Source organism: Rhodopila globiformis (assembly GCF_002937115.1).
Taxonomy (GTDB): Bacteria; Pseudomonadota; Alphaproteobacteria; order Acetobacterales; family Acetobacteraceae; genus Rhodopila; species Rhodopila globiformis.
The window spans coordinates 1-16,593 of sequence record NZ_NHRY01000068.1 but is presented as its reverse complement, the minus strand read 5'-3'; the positions used below and the strand labels follow the sequence as shown (position 1 = coordinate 16,593).

Below are 16,593 nucleotides of genomic sequence, written 5' to 3'. Positions count from 1 at the left end.
GCCTCGTATTGATTGTTGTTGGGAACGTTAACGGCGGGGATGCGCAACTGAAACCGGTCTTGCGGTATCCACATAATCACGTTGCGGTGAAACTTTGGCCGGCAATACCTTCCGGCACTGTCACGCAATCTGCTGAAACGTGAAACAGCAAGTCCGAGTCAGCATTTTGTCAACAAACCCCCGGCTGTACGGGGCTGGATTGCCAGAAAATACACAGTCCAGTTAGATGCGGCGCCAGACCCAGGGAAGGGAACACACAACAACATGCCCCACAATTCCGGAATGATTTCGCGCAGGGCCGTTTTGGCAGGGATGGCGGCGGCAGGCGGCGGAGCCCTGGCCGCGCACGCCGATCAGGGCGGCAGCTCGATGTTCGCCCAGCTCGACCAGAAGATCCTGCAGGGCATGCAGGATTTCTCAATACCCGGGGTCGCGGTCGGGGTCATCCTGGGCGACACCACCTATGCCCGCGGCTATGGCGTCACCGATCTGAGCAATCCACGCCCGGTCGATACGGACACAGTGTTCCGCATCGCGTCATCCAGCAAGACCTTCACCGGAACGACCGCAATGCGCCTGGTGGATTCCGGCGCGCTGTCGCTCGATGCGCCGATGACACGGTATGTTCCCGGGTTCCGCCCGCCGGCGGGCGACGGCCCGGTCACGGTACGGCAGTTGCTGAACCATACGCCGGGCTGGCTTGGGTATGATTATCACGATACCGGCACGGACAACCATGCCCTGGCCCGCTACGTCCACGACATCCGCAACCTGCCGCAACTGACTCCGGTCGGCCAAGTCTTTTCCTACAACAACGCCGCCATTTCGGCCGCCGGCCGGGTCATCGAGCGGGTGACCGGCAAGACTTATGAATCGTCCGTGCAAAGCCTGGTGCTGGGGCCGCTCGGCCTGACCCGCAGCACGTTCGTCGCCGAGGACATCACCGACGGCAACATCGCCACGCCGCACGACATCGGCAGCGACGGCAAGGCGTTCGCCTCGCCCGACCTGCTGTACCTGCCGCGCGGCTGCAACCCGTTCGGCGGGTTGCTGTCCAGCGTCCGCGACCAGCTTGCCTATGCCCGGTTCCACCTCGGCGACGGCCGGGCGGCCAGCGGCGAGCGCGTCATGAGCGAGCAGTCGCTGCAGGCAATGCGGTCAAACCCCGGCCCGGGCGGCACGCTTCTGGTGGAGCTGGAAGGGTTCGGCGTGTCGTGGATGCTGCGGCCGACCGCCGAGGGCGTCAACGTGGTGCAGCACGGCGGCGACCTGCCGGGATTTCATTCCGGCCTGATGCTGGTGCCGGACCGTCGGTTCGCGATCACCATGCTGACCAATTGCAACAGCGGTCCGAAACTGATCGACCAGGTTTTCGCGGAAGACTGGGCACTGCGCCTGTTCGCCGGCCTCGGCAACCTGCCGGCCGTGCCGCGCCAGCTCAGCGCCGGTGAGCTGGCCGCCTATGAAGGCCAGTACACCGCCCAGCAGATCGGCTTTACCGGCCCGCCGGTGGACATCGTGATGCAACTGGCGGCCGCCGATGGAGGCTTGCAACTGACTGAAGTCGGCGCGGGCGGAACGACCACGATGCTGACGTTCTACAAGGACGATTTCGTGCTGTACGGCGACACCGGCCTGCGCGCCAACTTCCTGCGCGATGCGGACGGGAACGTCGCCTGGTTCCGGCTGGGCGGGCGGCTGCTGCGGCACGGTGGCTGAACGGCGGTGCCGCATGGGTGTTGGGATGGCGGACAGGCCGCGTGGAGGGAGTCGTCACTCTGGCAAGGTCGTCACCCCTTCGTCATGGCCGGGCGTGTCCCGGCCATCCACCCCCCAACCGTTGAAGCGCAGATGGCCGGGACACGCCCGGCCATGACGGTGAGGCAACGGACCGGGCGCCAAATCCCTCTCCGCCTGCCGCCCTATCCTGATACGCAAGGGGACACGCCCGGCCATGACGATAGGGTGACGACCACCCCTGCTTACGGCAGCATCGACCCCGTCTCGACGAAGCGCTGGTGCCACGACAGCGCCTCGTTCAGCATCGACGGCGAGTGCTGGCCATAGGAACGTTCCGCCGCGCGCCGGGCATAATCCACCAGTTCCGGCTTGTAGTCCGGATGCGCGCAGTTCTCGATGATCACCTTCGACCGCTGCTTCGGCGACAGCCCGCGCAGATCGGCCAGGCCCTGTTCGGTGACGATCACCTGCACGTCCTGGGTGATGTGGTCCACGTGGCTCGCCATCGGCACGATCGCCGAGATCTTCCCGCCCTTCGCCGTGGACGGCGTCATGAAGATCGACACATAGGCGTTGCGCGCGAAATCGCCCGAGCCGCCGATGCCGTTCTGGATGCGCGAGCCCATCACGTGGGTGGAATTGACGTTGCCGTAGATGTCGGCCTCGATCAGCCCGTTCATCGCCAGGCAGCCCAGGCGGCGGATCAGTTCGGGATGGTTGCTGATCTCCTGCGGGCGCAGGATCATCTTGTCGCGGTAGCGGTGCATGTCGGCGTTCAGCGCCGCCGCCGCCTCGGGGCTCAGGGAGAACGCCGTCGCCGAGGCCATGCGCAGCTTGCCGCAGGACATCAGGTCCAGCATGCCGTCCTGGATGACTTCCGTGTAGGCGGTCATGTTCTCGAACGGGCCATCGACCAGGCCGGCGAGCACCGCGTTGGCGATGTTGCCGACGCCGGACTGCAGCGGCAGCAGCGAGGCCGGCAGGCGGCCCTTCTTCACCTCGTGCGCGAAGAAGTCCAGCAGGTGCCCGGCGATCCCCGCCGCCACCTCGTCCGGCGGGCTGAACGGCAGGTTGCGGTCCTGCGCGTGCGTCTGGACGACGGCGACGACCTTGCCCGGGTCGCAGCGGAAATATGGCTGGCCGATGCGGTCATCCGGGCGCACCAGCGGGATCGGCACGCGGTTCGGCGGCAGGGCCGTACCGTAATAGATGTCGTGCATCCCCTCTAGCGCGTCGTTCTGCCAGGCATTGACCTCCAGGATCACCTGCTTCGCGCGGTCCAGCCAGGTCTTGTTGTTGCCAACCGAGGAGGACGGGATCAACGAGCCGTCCGGGCGGATGCCGCTGACCTCGACCACCGCGGTGTCCAGCGGACCCAGGAAGCCCTGCCACGCCAGCGGCGCCACCTGGCTGAGGTGCATGTCGAAATACTGCATCTCGCCGCGGTTGATTTTGTCGCGCACCAGCGGATCGGAGTTGTACGGCAGGCGGAACTCGATGCCGTCGGCCTTGGCCAGCGCGCCGTCGAGTTCGGGACCTGTCGAGGCGCCGGTCCAGACACGGACCTTGAACGGATCGCCGGCGGCGTGGGCGGCCTCGATCCGCGCGGCCAGCGCCAGGGGAACGGCCTTCGGATAGCCCGAGCCGGTGAAGCCGCTCAAGCCGACGGTGCTGCCGGAGGTGATGAAGGATGCCGCCTCTTCCGCGCTCATGATTTTGGCGCGTAACTCATTACAACCGATACGCATGTGTGCTCCAACTCCCGGGCAGACCTCTGCGGCGCGTCATACGCGATCCGGCGGCGAAATACACTTGATCGAGGTCAACCCAGAAATGCTTTGGCGTTACCGATTTATACTATGTAGTATCTCGTGAAACGATGCCGTAACTTGCGGTTTCAGCCGGTAAGCGGGGCGCCAACAGCCCGCGGGGATCACGCCGGGATCCTGGACCTGCGACATTGTTTCTGAAACATGCGCGGGCGGGTTCCCGCACCGCGTGGCGGTTTTTCAACGCGCCGGCAGCAGCGACAGCACCGCCTCGGCCGCGCACTCCGACGGGGAGCCCAACGGCGGCCGCAGCATCGCCAGCGCCTGCGCGAAGCCCGCGCGCTGCTGCGCCACCGCCGCCGGATCGTTCAGCAACCGGTGCAGTTCAGCGGCGAGACGATCGGGGCGGCTGTCGAATTGCAGCAACTCGGGCACGACCTCGCGATCGAGCAGCAGGTTGAGGATCGAGGCGTATTTGACCTTGATCAATCGTCGCGCGATGACATACGAAACCGGATTGACCCGGTAGGTCACCAGCATCGGCACGTTCGCCAGCGCCAGCTCCAGGGTCGAGGTCCCCGACTTGGTCAACGCCACCGCCGACGCGGCGAACGCGTCGTACTTGTCCGCGTCCTGGCTCACCAGGATCGGCCGCACCGGCCAGGACCGCGTCCGCTGCCGGACGACCTCCGCCACCGGCCCGGCCAGCGGCACCACGGGAACCACCGGGTCGGGCAGCAGCTTCAGGGCCTGTTCCAGCACCGGCAGCAGGCGTGAAACCTCGGTCTGCCGGCTGCCCGGCATGACCGTCACGACCGTGTCCTCGGGCCGCAACGCGTGGTGCTGGCGGAAGCGGGCGGCGTCGCCGGCGCCGGCGCCGCTTTCCAGCACCGGGTGGCCGACGAACCGCGCGGACAGGTTGTGGCGGGCGAAGAACGCCGGCTCGAACGGCAGCAGGCACAGCAGCTCGTCCCACAGGCCGGGGAAGTGCTTCACCCGGCTCTCCCGCCAGGCCCAGACCTGCGGCGCGACGAAATGCACCCGCTTCAGCGTCGTCGGCTGCAGCGCCTTCAGCACGCGCAGCGTGAACCCGGGCGAGTCGATCGTCACCACGACGTCGGGCGCGCGCGCCTGGACGTCGGCGACGGTCCGCCGCAGCAGCCTGTTCAGTTCGAACAGCTTCGGCAGGACCTCGGCGAGGCCCATCAACGCCAGGGAGCGGAGCGGGAACAGGCTGTCCAGTCCCTGCGCCGTCATGGCGCTGCCGCCGACGCCGGCGAAGCTGACGTCCGGCCGGCGCGACCTGATCGCGTGCATCAGGCGGGCGCCGAGGATATCGCCGCTCTGTTCGCCGGTGATGAGGTAGACAAGAGGCATGGCACAGCCAAGGCGGAAGGTTCAGCCGCGCAACTTCAACCAATTCCGTCGCCGATGCAACGCTGCCGGCCGGCGCGGCGCCAGGAAGGTTTCCTGTCATCCCGGAAAGATTGCTGGCGACGAGGGGATCTGCCGCGGCCGTTCTCCGTCTCGTCGTGGCCGGGCACGCCCCCTGGTACAGGAAATGCCGGCCGCGTCGGATGGGGCAGAAGGCCCTCCGCCTTTGGCCCTGGCCATCATCGGTACGGGATGGAGACTGGGGGGCTGAAGCCGGGGCGGGCGGTGGCAGTTCCTCTCCCGGAACCGTTCGTGCCTGCGTATTCTTCCTTGATTTTCAACACGGAGAAAGCGGAGGCACACGAAGTGCCACGGAGACCAGACCTTGCTGGCTTGCCGGGATTGGACGAACCGCATCCCTGGATTGGCAATCAAGGCGCGTCGCGGCATCGGCGGGCCTGCTTGAAGCAGCTTATGTTTTGTACCGTGCGAACCGCCTGCGCTGCGTCGTCGGCTGACTCGTTCACACCCTTCGTGGCCCTCGTGTGTCCTCCGTTTCCTCCGTGTTGAAAATCAGTCCGCGCAGCCAGCACGAACGCCTCCAGGTGCGCACCGGCGCCAGTGACGCTCACCCTCCTCCCTCGCCCGGATGCGCATAAGGGTATGAACGACGTCAAACTCCCCTCTCGCTATTGCGCCGCAAAACACCTATTTAGAGAGTGTCACAGCGCCCCGCGGCCCGCGCCGCCGAACGGGTGCCCCCAACCGAACCGAGTGAGATTTGAGCGACACACCTGACCAGCCTCTGGAGCCAATCGGCCCGCAGGGGGACATGCAGCCGGTTACGCTGGAAGATGAGATGCGCCGCTCGTACCTCGATTACGCCATGAGCGTGATCGTGGCACGCGCGCTGCCGGACGCCCGTGACGGGCTGAAGCCGGTGCACCGGCGAATCCTGTACGGCATGCACGAGGCCGGCTACACGCCGGACAAGGCATACCGCAAGTCGGCCCGCGTCGTCGGCGACGTCATGGGTAAGTACCACCCGCACGGCGACGCCTCGATCTACGACGCCATGGTGCGCATGGCGCAGGGCTTCTCCATGCGCCTGCCGCTGATCGACGGGCAGGGCAACTTCGGCTCGGTCGACGGCGACAACCCGGCGGCGATGCGGTATACGGAGGTGCGGCTCGCCAAGGCCTCGGCCCTGCTGCTGGAGGACATCGACAAGGACACCGTCGATTTCCAGCCGAACTACGACGAATCGGAGAAAGAGCCAGTCGTCCTGCCGGCCAAGTTCCCCAACCTGCTGATCAACGGCGCCAACGGCATCGCCGTCGGCATGGCGACCAACATCCCGCCGCACAACCCCGGCGAGATCATCGACGCCACCCTGGCGCTGATAGCAGATCCGGACACCTCGCTGGACGACCTGATGAAGATCGTCCCCGGCCCGGACTTCCCCACCGGCGGCATCATCATCGGCCGATCGGGCATCCGGTCCGCGTTCGAGACCGGGCGCGAGAGCATCATCGTCCGCGCCCGCACCGAGTTCGAGGAGATCCGCAAGGACCGCACCGCCATCGTGGTCACGGAAATCCCGTACCAGGTGAACAAGAAGACCCTGATCGAGAAGATCGCGGACCTGGTGCGCGGCAAGGTCATCGAGGGAATCGGCGAGATGCGCGACGAGAGCGACCGCTCCGGCATGCGCATTGTCATGGAGCTGAAGCGCGACGCCACGCCCGAGGTGGTGCTGAACCAGCTGTTCCGCTTCACCCAGCTGCAGACCACCTTCGGCATCAACGTGCTGGCGCTGGACGACGGCCAGCCGCGGCAGATGGGCCTGCGCGACGCGCTGATGAGCTTCATCCGCTTCCGCGAGGACGTCATCCTGCGGCGCGCGCGTTTCGAGCTGGGCAAGGCGCGCGACCGCGCCCACAACCTGGTCGGCCTGGCCATCGCGGTGGCCAACATCGACGAGGTCATCCGCCTGATCCGCGCCAGCCCCGACGCCGCCGCCGCCCGCGTCGCGCTGATGGCGGTGGACTGGCCCGCCGCCGACGTCGGCCCGCTGCTGGAACTGATCGACGAGCCCGGCAACGTCATCGCCGAGGACGGCACCGTCCGCCTGACCGAGGAACAGGCCCGCGGCATCCTGGACCTGCGCCTGCAGCGCCTGACCGGCCTGGAGCGCGAGAAGATCCACGCCGAAATGGCCGAGGTCGCGGCGAAGATCCGCGAACTGCTGGAAATCCTGGGCTCGCGCATCCGCCGCATGGAGGTGATGGCCGAGGAACTGCGCACCGCGCGCGCGGCCATCGCCTCGCCGCGGCTGACCGACATCGCCGACGCGCCGGCGGACCAGGACGACGAAAGCCTGATCGAACCGGGGCAGATGGTCGTCACCATCACCCGCGACGGCTTCATCAAGCGCACCAGCCTGGAGACGTACCGGGCGCAGAACCGCGGCGGCCGCGGCCGCAGTGGCGCCGGCACCCGCGGCGACGACATCGTCACCCGCAGCTTCAACGGCCATACCCACCAGTGGGTGCTGTTCTTCTCCTCGGGCGGCAAGGCCTACCGGGAGAAAGTGTGGAAGCTGCCGGAGGCCGCGCCGACGGCGAAGGGCAGGGCGCTGGTGAACCTCCTGCCGGAACTCGGCGCCGACACCATTACCACGGTGCTGCCGCTGCCGCAGGACGAGACGCTGTGGGACAGCCTGCACCTGGTGTTCGCCACCGCCTCGGGCAACGTCCGGCGCAACCGGCTGTCGGACTTCCGCAACGTCCGCGCCTCCGGCCTGATCGCCATGAAGCTGGACGAGGGCGACCGCCTGATTGGCGTGGCCACCTGCCGGGAGGGCGACGACGTGCTGCTGGCCACCCGCAAGGGCCGCTGCATCCGCTTCCAGCTGACGGATGAGCAGGTGCGGGTGTTCGCCGGGCGTGACAGCTCCGGCGTGCGCGGCATCAAGCTGCTGAAGCCGGACGAGGTCAACAGCCTGTCGGTGCTGCGCCACGTCGAGGCCAGCCCGGAGGAGCGCGTCGCCTACCTGAAGCAGGCCAACGCCAAGCGGCGCGCCAACGGGAACGGCAATGGCGACGCCGAGGCCGAGTCGGTGGCGGTCGCCGATGCCGCGGAAGGCGAGGGCGAGGTCGCCGACGTGGCGCTGTCGGCCGAGCGCTTCCAGGAGCTGGAAGAAGCCGAGGAAATGCTGCTGACCGTCACCGACATGGGCTTCGGCAAGCGGACCTCGGCCTATGAGTACCGCGTCACCGGGCGCGGTGGCCAGGGTATCGGCAATATCACGCTGGCGCCACGCAACGGCAAGGCGGTGGTGGCGACCTTCCCAGTGCGCGAGGGCGATGACATCATGATGGTGACCGACGCGGGGCGGCTGATCCGCGTGCCGGTCGACCAGGTCCGCTGCTCGGGGCGCCAGACCATGGGCGTCACCCTGTTCCGCGTGGACAAGGGCGAGCACGTGACCAGCGTCTTCACCGTCCTGGAAGACGAGACCGACGACAACGGCGCGGCGGACGGCGGCGCGGCGGACGGCGGCGCGGCGGACAACGGCGCGAACGGGGCCGATCCGGCGGGCGATCCGGCGGGCAGCGCGACTGACGAACCGGCGGGCGACACGGACTAGCCTGCGCCACAGGAAGGAAGCGAATGGCTGACAAGGCTGCGCATCACCCGAAGCGGATCGGGCTGTATCCGGGGACGTTCGATCCGGTCACCAACGGCCATGTCGACATCATCGCCCGGGCGGCCCGGCTGCTGGACAAGCTGGTGGTCGGGGTGGCGATCAACACCGGCAAGGGCCCGCTGTTCTCGTTGGAGGAGCGGGTCGAGCTGGTGACGGCCGAGATCGCGCCGATCGCCAGCCGCAACGGCATGTCGATCGAGGTGATCCCGTTCGACACCCTGCTGGTCGATTTCGCCCGCAAGGTCGGCGCCTCGATGATCGTGCGCGGCCTGCGGGCGGTGTCGGACTTCGACTACGAGTTCCAGATGGCCGGCATGAACTACCGCATGGCGCCGGACGTCGAGACGGTGTTCCTGATGGCCAGCGAGACGCACCAGTTCATCGCCTCGCGCCTGGTCAAGGAGGTTGCCATGCTGGGCGGCGACATTACGTCCTTCGTGCCGCCCTTGACGCATGCGCGCGTCCTGAAACGTATCCGCGGCTGAGCCGCGGGATTTTCCCCAGACTGTCCGAAGGAGGGCGTTCATGCGTCGCCGTACCCTGTTCACGACCTGTGCCGCGCTGGGTTTAGCCGGCCTTGACCTGCCCGCGTTCGCGCAAGGGCCGAAGCTCGATCCCGAGAACACGTTGTACATGGACCTGAAGAACGGACGGGTGGTGATCGAGCTGCTGCCCGACGTGGCGCCGAAGACAGTGGCGCAGATCAAGACGCTGACCCGCCAGGGCTTTTATGACGGCACGCCGTTCCACCGGGTGATCCCGGGCTTCATGGCGCAGGGCGGCGACCCGACCGGCACCGGCACCGGCGGCAGCAAGCTGCCCAACCTGCCGGCCGAGTTCAGCCAGCTGCATTTCGTGCGCGGCGTCTGCGGCATGGCGCGGACCTCGGACCCGAACAGCGGCAACAGCCAGTTCTTCATCATGTTCGCGCCGGCGCCGTCGCTGGACGGCCAGTACACGATCTGGGGACGCGTCGTGCGCGGCATGCAGTATGTGGACGAGATCAAGCACGGCAGCGAAGCGAACAACGGCATGGTGGCCGGCGCTCCGGACCGGATCATCCACATGCGCGTCGCCGCGGACGTGAAGTAATCACAGCAAGGAGACCATCATGAGCGATCCGACATTGGGCCTGGATCCCGAGAACACGTTGTACCTGGACCTGAAGCAGGGCCGGGTGGTGATCCAACTCCGGCCGGACCTGGCGCCGCTGCATGTGGAGCAGATCAAGACGCTGGTGCGCCGCGGCTTCTATGACGGCACGCCGTTCCACCGGGTGATCGAGGGCTTCATGGCGCAGGGCGGCGACCCGACCGGCACCGGCACCGGCGGCAGCGACCTGGACAACATCCGCGCCGAGTTCAGCAATTCGGCGAAGTTCGCCCGCGGCACCTGCGGCATGGCCCGCTCGCAGAGCCCGAACAGCGCCAACAGCCAGTTCTTCATTATGTTTGAGCCGGCGCCGCACCTGAACGGGCAGTACACGATCTGGGGGCAGGTGGTGCAGGGCATGGAGCACGTGGACCAGATCAAGCGCGGCAGCGGCGGCGGCGGGACGGTGTCGGACCCGGACCGGATCGTGAAGTTCGCCGTTGCCGCCGACGCGGCCTAGCGTGACGCGATCCTGCGCCCCGGGGCATCGTGGGGGCCGCGGCCCTTGCCGGGCTGTGGCGGCCGCGCCGTCGCGGGACGCAGGCCGTGACGGGACTGTGGCCCGCGTGGCCCGGTCGTGGGAACAGAGAGCGGATCGCCGCGGGCGGACTTGACCCGCGGCTCCGCATGGCGTTGAAAGCGCCTCGGCGAGCCCGTAGCTCAGTTGGTAGAGCACGAGACTTTTAATCTTGGGGTCGAGGGTTCGAGTCCCTCCGGGCTCACCAAGTTATTTCAAAGCGTTATTGCCTCCATCCTGGAGGTAATAGGGGCAAAACCCCGGGCGAATTTGGTGATTGCCCATATCGTTCCGCAGTTGGATGCCAAAAAATGGCGGAATTCCGTGCCTGTCGTCCCAGTTTCGAGCGTATGCTGCACATGCGTGCCCGGGGTTTTGCCCCTATTACACTCCATCCAGTGTCTGCGGCAACGGCCGCGGGCACTGAATGAGAAAATGACACAGTTAAGAATCAAAGCTTGGGGCGAAACAACCGAACCGCCGGGGAAGGGGCACCGGCTCCTCCGCGTCATGGCGGCGTGGTGCAGCCGGGCGCTTCATGACTGCGTCACATGCAGCGGCTCTTCGCGGACCGACCCATAGAATCAGCGGCTTGGCCGTTTGGCACGCACTCGTTCGCCCGATTGCCCGAACCCCCTTACCATCCAGTATCGCCTTCCGTCCGGGCATCGGCTAGGCTCCTGCCAAATGATCTTTGCAGGAGGAAACCCGATGACCGAGGCCTGTATCGTTGGCTGGGCGCACTCGCCGTTCGGCAAGCTCGAAGATCCCGACATCGAAGCCCTGATTGGCCGCGTCGCCGGCGCCGCCATCGCCGACGCCGGCATCGAGGCGCATGAGGTCGATTCGACCTTCGTCAGCCTGTTCAACAACGGCTTTTCCCTGCAGGACTTCCCGGCCTCGCTGGTGCTGCAGCACGTGCCGGAGCTGCGCTTCAAGCCGATCACCCGGTTCGAGAACGCCTGCGCCTCCGGCTCGGCGGCCGTGTATGGCGCGCGCGACTTCCTGCTGTCCGGCCGCGGCCGCTTCGCCCTTGTCGTCGGCGTGGAGAAAATGACCGCGACGCCGGGCAAGGAAGTCGGCGACATCCTGCTGAAGGCCAGCTACCAGAAGGAGGAAGCCGACATCCCGGCGGGCTTCGCCGGCGTGTTCGGGCGCATCGCCGAGAAATACTTCCAGCGCTACGGCGACCAGTCCGACGCCCTGGCGGCGATCGCGGCGAAGAACCACAGGAACGGCGTGGAGAACCCGTTCGCGCAGATGCGCAAGGACCTGGGCTACGACTTCTGCCGCACCGTCAGCGAGAAGAACCCCTATGTCGCGCCGCCGCTGAAGCGGACCGACTGCTCGCTGGTTTCGGACGGCGCCGTGGCGCTGGTGATGGCCGACGAGGAAACCGCGCGTTCGCTGGGCAAGGCGGTGCGCTTCAGGGCCGCCGTGCAGGTCAACGATTTCCTGCCGATCAGCAAGCGGGACATCACGATGTTCGAGGGCGCGGCGCAGGCCTGGGCGCGGGCGCTGGAGGCGGCGGATACGAAACTCACCGACCTGTCGTTCGTCGAATCCCACGACTGCTTCACCATCGCCGAGCTGATCGAGTACGAGGCAATGGGCCTGACCCCGCCCGGCCAGGGCGCGCGGGCGGTGCTGGAGGGCTGGACGGCGAAGGACGGCCGTTTGCCGATAAACCCCTCGGGCGGACTGAAGGCGAAGGGGCATCCCATCGGCGCGACGGGCGTTTCCATGCACGCGATCACCGCGATGCAACTCACCGGCCAGGCGCCGGGCGGCATGCAGCTGCCGAAGGCGGACCGGGGCGCGGTGTTCAACATGGGCGGGGCGGCGGTGGCCAACTACGTCTCGATCCTGGAGCCATTAGGCTAACCATTGGGCTGACGCCATGATCCCGACCAGCAACCTTGCCTCGATGCTGCTCCAGACCGCCCGCCGTTTCCCCGATCGGCCGGCGATCGTCTGGCGCGACACCATCTGGACCTGGGCAACGTTCCGCGAGCGCGTCCAGGCCGCGGCCGGGGCGCTGGCGGCATCCGGCGTGCGGCATGGCGACCGCGTCCTGCTGCACGCCCGCAACTCCAACGCCGTGCTCGAAACGATGTTCGCAAGCTGGATGATCGGCGCCACCTGGGTGCCGACGAACTTCCGGCTGACGCCGCCCGAGGTTGCCTACCTGGCGCAGTCCTCGGGCGCGGCGGTGCATATTTTCGATTCCGCTTACCCGGACCATGCGGCGGCGGCCAAGGCGGAAAATCCCGCGTGCAGGCTGGAGGTCGTCATCGGCGAAGGCGCCGGCCCGCTGAACTGGGAGATGATGGCCGCCCATGCCGGGCCGATCATCCGGCCGGCGGACGTGGACCGGGACCATCCGGCGTGGTTCTTCTATACCTCCGGCACCACCGGGCGGCCGAAGGCGGGCGTGCTGACCCACGGACAGATGGATTATGTCGTCTGCAACCACCTGTGCGACCTGATGCCGGGCACGACCGAGAACGACGCCTCGCTGGTGGTGGCGCCGCTGTCGCACGGCGCTGGCGTGCACGCCTTGCCGCAGGTCGCCCGCGGCGCGCCGACCATCCTGCTGTCGGGCGAGCGCCTGGACTGCGACGAAGCCTGGCGGCTGGTCGAGAAGCACCGGGTGACGAACATGTTCACCGTGCCGACGATCCTGACGATGCTGGCCCGGCACGAGGCGGTGGATCGTTACGACCACAGTTCCCTGCGCTATGTCATCTATGCCGGCGCGCCGATGTACCGGGCGGACCAGGTGCACGCGCTGCGCAAGCTGGGGAAAGTATTGGTGCAGTATTTCGGCATGGGCGAGGTGACTGGCAACATCACCGTGCTGCCGCCGTACCTGCACAGCGAGAACGACGCCGAGATGCCGGTGGGAAGCTGCGGCGTTCCCCGCGTCGGCATGGAGGTGGCGATCCTGGACGAAGCCGGGCAGATCCTGGATCCCGGCGCGACCGGGGAGATCTGCGTGCGCGGGCCCGGGGTTTTCGCCGGCTACCACGACAACCCCGAAGCCACCGTCAAGGCCACGGCCCATGGCTGGTTCCACACCGGCGACCTGGGCCATGTGGACGAGCGTGGCTTCCTCTATATCACCGGGCGTGCCTCCGACATGTACATCTCCGGCGGATCGAACGTCTATCCGCGCGAGGTCGAGGAGGCGCTGCTGCTGCATCCGGACGTCATGGAGGCCTGCGTCCTGGGCGTTCCGCACGAGAAATGGGGCGAGGCCGGGATCGCGGTGCTGGTGATGAAGGACGGCGCGGCTACGGGCCAGGTGGAACTGCTGGCGCATCTGGAGGGCAAGCTGGCGAAGTACAAATGGCCGCACAGCTTCGCCTTCTGGCCGGAACTGCCGAAATCCGGTTACGGCAAAGTCACGAAGCGCGAGATCAGGCGGCTGTTGCAGAAGGACGTGTGATGAGCGAACCGGTCGAGGCTGCCCGTATCACCGACTACCACATGCATGTCTATTACGACGCCGGCAGCCGCGACCGCGCGGCGCTGCTGCGGGACTGGGTGGAGAGCCGCTTCACGGTGCAGATGGGCCGCTGGCACGATGCTCCGGTCGGGCCGCATGTGCAGCCGATGTACCAGATCCGGTTCGCCCCGGATATGTTCCCGCTGGTGGTGCCGTTCGTGATGATGAACCGGATGGGGCTGACGGTGCTGCTGCATCCGCAGTCCGGCCGTCCGCGCGACGATCACACGATCAATGCCGTGTGGATGGGGGAGGTGCTGCCGGTGAAGACCGAGGTGCTGCGGGAGACCGATTGAACGTTGATGCTGCGCGGGCGAAGGCGAAGCGTGCCTGGGTATCGGTTTTCCTGGAGTCTGTCTGGCTGGATCGTGTTTTCAGAGGCAGCCCGCTGTTTGAATGCCGGCGGTGTTACCTTGCAGCGGACGCGAGCGGAAGCAGCGAGCCTGCCATTGCGGGGGCGGCGGAGCTGTTTCGTTGGCCGCGCGGTACGGCTCAAGGGCTGACGGGCGGGGCACCCGGTTGGCGGCCTGTCCGGCTACGATTGGCAGGCCGCTGAAGCAGGCGAACCGAGCCGCGCCGGCCGGCGCCTGCCGCACCGGCTTGCTGTCGTGTGCCGTGTGCCGGGACTCGGGGCGACGGTCACCCGGCTCGCCCTGGCGCAGGTGGCGCGGGCGGCGACCGGGCGCCCCTGAACCGGCGCGCTGGCATCCCCTGAATGACCACTGAACCCCCGGGCATTGCACGAGCCGCCGGCACTCGGAGCCCGCTGCGCTTCGAGCAGCGGCCCCGGCTCTGCGTTACGATCACAAGGCCGGGGCGAGACGCGAGGAACCGTCGCGGCAACCAGTGGTGTGCAAATTCCTTAGTGTTGACAATGGACTGCCGAATCCCAGGCAGATCCTGGCGAGACCGGAGGACAGGAGCGCTGGCGGGCCACGACCGATAGCGATGATCACTACGTCTACGCCATAGCCCTCCAAAATGACGCCTGACAGACAGCGCCACCTCGGCACTCTATCGCCATAAGATACTGCAATCGCTATGCGGGCTCTGTAGCGGTAGTAGTCTTGTCAATCAGGGTGGCGACGGCCTCCTTAAAGTCCTTCGATGCCCTTAGCTCAGCTTGAACGTCTTGCAGGTCTTTCGCCTTCAGTGTCTTGCACCGCTCCCGCGTTCCCACGTCGTAAATGTTGCCCGTAATCGCGTCGAGTTTCAGCCCTTTGTCATAATCGTGGCCGTGCAATAGTGAAGGCCAATTGTCGGCGTCGGTCTTGTGGAATATCCAGATGTAGTTCCCACGCTTTACCTGCTTCTCGGTCAGGTAGCGTACGACATCGAACTCTTCGGCGATGCTGTCCTCTGATGTTTTGACAGTCAGCAGTGCCGGGGCGGGCTTATTCTCGGGAAGCATGGAAAGCCCGTGGGCGAACCAGCTTAGCGGAACGATCCAATCGTCACCGCCTTCGTATTCGATATCGAGCCGAACGGTAGAACGGCCATCCTTGAAGATGTGCTCACCTACTTCCTTACCCCTGTAGGTGATCTTCCCTGTGCGCGGGTCGAATTGAAGTGACATGGCCGTCCTGGTGGTTGTGGGTTGAGTTATGGGTGGCGGCTATGACCGATGGCGACGATGATCACTACGTTTTTACTATAGCACTATAGCACTATAGCGCGTTACTTTTTCCCAGGTTGCACGGTTCACATAAGGTCTGAAGGTTATCGTCGATTGTTTCCCCGCCAAGACTCCAAGCATTGATGTGGTCCACATGAAGCGAAAGCCCCGGCGTTAAGGCCGGGGTTGCTCCGCACGCGCGACATGAGAAATTGTCGCGCTTCAGCACCCGAAATCGCATTCTTAACGAAGGGTCGCGGCTGGTTCTGTGGCCGGTTCGGGCCTCCATCTGATCGGGCGGCCTTGCGTCTTGAGCGTTTGCATATGCGACGAATTGCGTCAGCGCGTCCATCCAAGAAGCAAACCGTCGCCTATATGCCCCGCATGAAATTCGCGATGGAGGAGACGCAAGTTCGGCTCTCCGAGGTTGGCGACCGTAATGCTCCCAAAGCAGCATGATATTCTCGAACAAGCGATCGTCCGAGATATTGATTTCATTCGCAATTTGCAAACCAGCGGCGACAACCGCCTTGTTCCAGGAACCAAAACGGCGTGATGCTGTCCTAGGGTCGTACTGCCCAAACTCCGTATATAGCCGCTGGGAAAGGACATCGGCCCCCGCCAATTGTGCCGCGCGCTGCATGTCGGCCAGCAATTCCTGATCCGAGACGGGTGCGCCTTGGACACGTTCAAGCTTAAATTTGGAATCGTTCATCTACGTGCTCGCCGCCGTGCAAGATCCGCCCGAAATTTTTCGCAATTAGCTGCCACCTGTCGGTGTCAGGCCTTTCCTCTATGTTGCGCGGCGGCCGTATCGTGCGCCTGCGCCTGCGCCTGCGCCTGCGCCAGCGTCGCGTTGGCTGTGCTGTTCAGCCGTCCATATTCTTCCACCGAGACGACCACCACCACGCCGCGCCCGTGCTTTTCGATCAGCACTGGCTCCGCACGGGCGGTGTCGATCATCAAGCCAAAGCCGTTCTTCGCTTCACGCGCCGACATGGTTTTCATGGAGTCCGACCCGGCAACTCTAACGTAACCGGGAGTTCCCCCGGCTCTGCCGGGGAGGCAGCAGCAGTTTGACATTTGCGGGGGTAGGCCCCGGTTCGCCCATCAATGAAACTCTGGAGCGTGAGCCGCCAAAGCACACGCTGATGGAGTTCCATCAATGGACGAATTCGAGAGCCTAAATCACACCAAATGGGA

13 protein-coding genes and 1 tRNA gene are annotated in these 16,593 nt (G+C 65.9%); 9 read left to right on the top strand and 5 right to left on the bottom strand.

The window, feature by feature from the left end; translation table 11 throughout:
- Positions 1–312: 312 nt before the first annotated feature.
- Entirely contained in the window at positions 313–1,719 is a 1,407-nt protein-coding gene (locus CCS01_RS06805; RefSeq protein WP_204848163.1) for a serine hydrolase domain-containing protein, read from the top strand.
- Positions 1,720–1,982: 263 nt separating this feature from the next.
- Here CCS01_RS06805 and CCS01_RS06800 read toward each other — a convergent pair whose 3' ends face one another.
- Positions 1,983–3,488 (bottom strand): acetyl-CoA hydrolase/transferase family protein, encoded by a 1,506-nt coding sequence (locus CCS01_RS06800; RefSeq protein WP_104518076.1) that lies wholly within the window; start codon positions 3,486–3,488, stop codon positions 1,983–1,985.
- A 261-nt stretch (positions 3,489–3,749) separates the two neighbouring features.
- On the bottom strand, positions 3,750–4,886 hold the full coding sequence (gene lpxB / locus CCS01_RS06795) for a lipid-A-disaccharide synthase (RefSeq protein WP_104518075.1): 1,137 nt from the start codon (positions 4,884–4,886) through the stop codon (positions 3,750–3,752).
- An 829-nt stretch (positions 4,887–5,715) separates the two neighbouring features.
- Between lpxB and gyrA the strand changes: the two genes are divergently transcribed.
- The 8 genes from gyrA to CCS01_RS06755 all read left to right on the top strand — a co-directional run bounded on the left by gyrA (position 5,716) and on the right by CCS01_RS06755 (position 14,071).
- Positions 5,716–8,535 carry a DNA gyrase subunit A gene (gyrA, locus tag CCS01_RS06790; RefSeq protein ID WP_193540114.1) on the top strand — a complete coding sequence of 940 codons (2,820 nt, stop codon included), beginning with the start codon at positions 5,716–5,718 and terminating at the stop codon, positions 8,533–8,535.
- A 23-nt stretch (positions 8,536–8,558) separates the two neighbouring features.
- Positions 8,559–9,080: a pantetheine-phosphate adenylyltransferase gene (gene coaD / locus CCS01_RS06785; RefSeq protein ID WP_104518073.1), complete on the top strand. Its 522-nt coding sequence runs from the start codon at positions 8,559–8,561 to the stop codon at positions 9,078–9,080.
- Between the two features lie 148 nt (positions 9,081–9,228).
- Positions 9,229–9,687, top strand: a complete 459-nt coding sequence (locus CCS01_RS06780) for a peptidylprolyl isomerase (protein WP_456307591.1) — start codon at positions 9,229–9,231, stop codon at positions 9,685–9,687.
- A gap of 19 nt (positions 9,688–9,706) precedes the next feature.
- Complete coding sequence (locus tag CCS01_RS06775; RefSeq protein ID WP_104518071.1) at positions 9,707–10,207, top strand: peptidylprolyl isomerase; 501 nt, start codon at positions 9,707–9,709, stop codon at positions 10,205–10,207.
- 189 nt (positions 10,208–10,396) lie between these two features.
- Positions 10,397–10,472: transfer RNA gene (locus tag CCS01_RS06770), tRNA-Lys, on the top strand.
- Between the two features lie 503 nt (positions 10,473–10,975).
- The gene (locus CCS01_RS06765; RefSeq protein ID WP_104518070.1) at positions 10,976–12,148 is read left to right on the top strand and encodes an acetyl-CoA acetyltransferase; all 1,173 of its coding nucleotides are present in this window, start codon (positions 10,976–10,978) and stop codon (positions 12,146–12,148) included.
- 16 nt (positions 12,149–12,164) lie between these two features.
- Positions 12,165–13,715, top strand: coding sequence for an acyl-CoA synthetase (locus tag CCS01_RS06760; RefSeq protein ID WP_104518069.1), 1,551 nt, complete (start codon positions 12,165–12,167; stop codon positions 13,713–13,715).
- The gene (locus tag CCS01_RS06755) at positions 13,715–14,071 is read left to right on the top strand and encodes a DOPA 4,5-dioxygenase family protein (RefSeq protein ID WP_104518068.1); all 357 of its coding nucleotides are present in this window, start codon (positions 13,715–13,717) and stop codon (positions 14,069–14,071) included. Before CCS01_RS06760 ends, CCS01_RS06755 begins: the two co-directional genes overlap by 1 nt.
- A gap of 743 nt (positions 14,072–14,814) precedes the next feature.
- On the opposite strand, the gene CCS01_RS06750 is transcribed toward CCS01_RS06755, so the two are convergent.
- The 3 genes from CCS01_RS06750 to CCS01_RS35015 all read right to left on the bottom strand — a co-directional run bounded on the left by CCS01_RS06750 (position 14,815) and on the right by CCS01_RS35015 (position 16,398).
- Entirely contained in the window at positions 14,815–15,351 is a 537-nt protein-coding gene (locus tag CCS01_RS06750) for a hypothetical protein (protein WP_104518067.1), read from the bottom strand.
- A gap of 91 nt (positions 15,352–15,442) precedes the next feature.
- On the bottom strand, positions 15,443–16,105 hold the full coding sequence (locus tag CCS01_RS06745; RefSeq protein WP_104518066.1) for a homing endonuclease associated repeat-containing protein: 663 nt from the start codon (positions 16,103–16,105) through the stop codon (positions 15,443–15,445).
- Positions 16,106–16,170: 65 nt separating this feature from the next.
- Positions 16,171–16,398: a type II toxin-antitoxin system Phd/YefM family antitoxin gene (locus CCS01_RS35015; RefSeq protein ID WP_239992029.1), complete on the bottom strand. Its 228-nt coding sequence runs from the start codon at positions 16,396–16,398 to the stop codon at positions 16,171–16,173.
- Between the last annotated feature and the right edge of the window lie 195 nt (positions 16,399–16,593).

What these genes read in the sequence shown, in the direction of transcription:
- CCS01_RS06805 (WP_204848163.1), top strand. Translation starts at nt 313, where the DNA reads ATGGCGGCGGCAGGCGGCGGAGCCCTGGCCGCGCACGCCGATCAGGGC.
- CCS01_RS06800 (WP_104518076.1), bottom strand. Translation starts at nt 3,488, where the DNA reads ATGCGTATCGGTTGTAATGAGTTACGCGCCAAAATCATGAGCGCGGAA.
- lpxB (WP_104518075.1), bottom strand. Translation starts at nt 4,886, where the DNA reads ATGCCTCTTGTCTACCTCATCACCGGCGAACAGAGCGGCGATATCCTC.
- gyrA (WP_193540114.1), top strand. Translation starts at nt 5,716, where the DNA reads ATGCAGCCGGTTACGCTGGAAGATGAGATGCGCCGCTCGTACCTCGAT.
- coaD (WP_104518073.1), top strand. Translation starts at nt 8,559, where the DNA reads ATGGCTGACAAGGCTGCGCATCACCCGAAGCGGATCGGGCTGTATCCG.
- CCS01_RS06780 (WP_456307591.1), top strand. Translation starts at nt 9,229, where the DNA reads ATGGACCTGAAGAACGGACGGGTGGTGATCGAGCTGCTGCCCGACGTG.
- CCS01_RS06775 (WP_104518071.1), top strand. Translation starts at nt 9,707, where the DNA reads ATGAGCGATCCGACATTGGGCCTGGATCCCGAGAACACGTTGTACCTG.
- CCS01_RS06765 (WP_104518070.1), top strand. Translation starts at nt 10,976, where the DNA reads ATGACCGAGGCCTGTATCGTTGGCTGGGCGCACTCGCCGTTCGGCAAG.
- CCS01_RS06760 (WP_104518069.1), top strand. Translation starts at nt 12,165, where the DNA reads ATGATCCCGACCAGCAACCTTGCCTCGATGCTGCTCCAGACCGCCCGC.
- CCS01_RS06755 (WP_104518068.1), top strand. Translation starts at nt 13,715, where the DNA reads ATGAGCGAACCGGTCGAGGCTGCCCGTATCACCGACTACCACATGCAT.
- CCS01_RS06750 (WP_104518067.1), bottom strand. Translation starts at nt 15,351, where the DNA reads ATGTCACTTCAATTCGACCCGCGCACAGGGAAGATCACCTACAGGGGT.
- CCS01_RS06745 (WP_104518066.1), bottom strand. Translation starts at nt 16,105, where the DNA reads ATGAACGATTCCAAATTTAAGCTTGAACGTGTCCAAGGCGCACCCGTC.
- CCS01_RS35015 (WP_239992029.1), bottom strand. Translation starts at nt 16,398, where the DNA reads ATGAAAACCATGTCGGCGCGTGAAGCGAAGAACGGCTTTGGCTTGATG.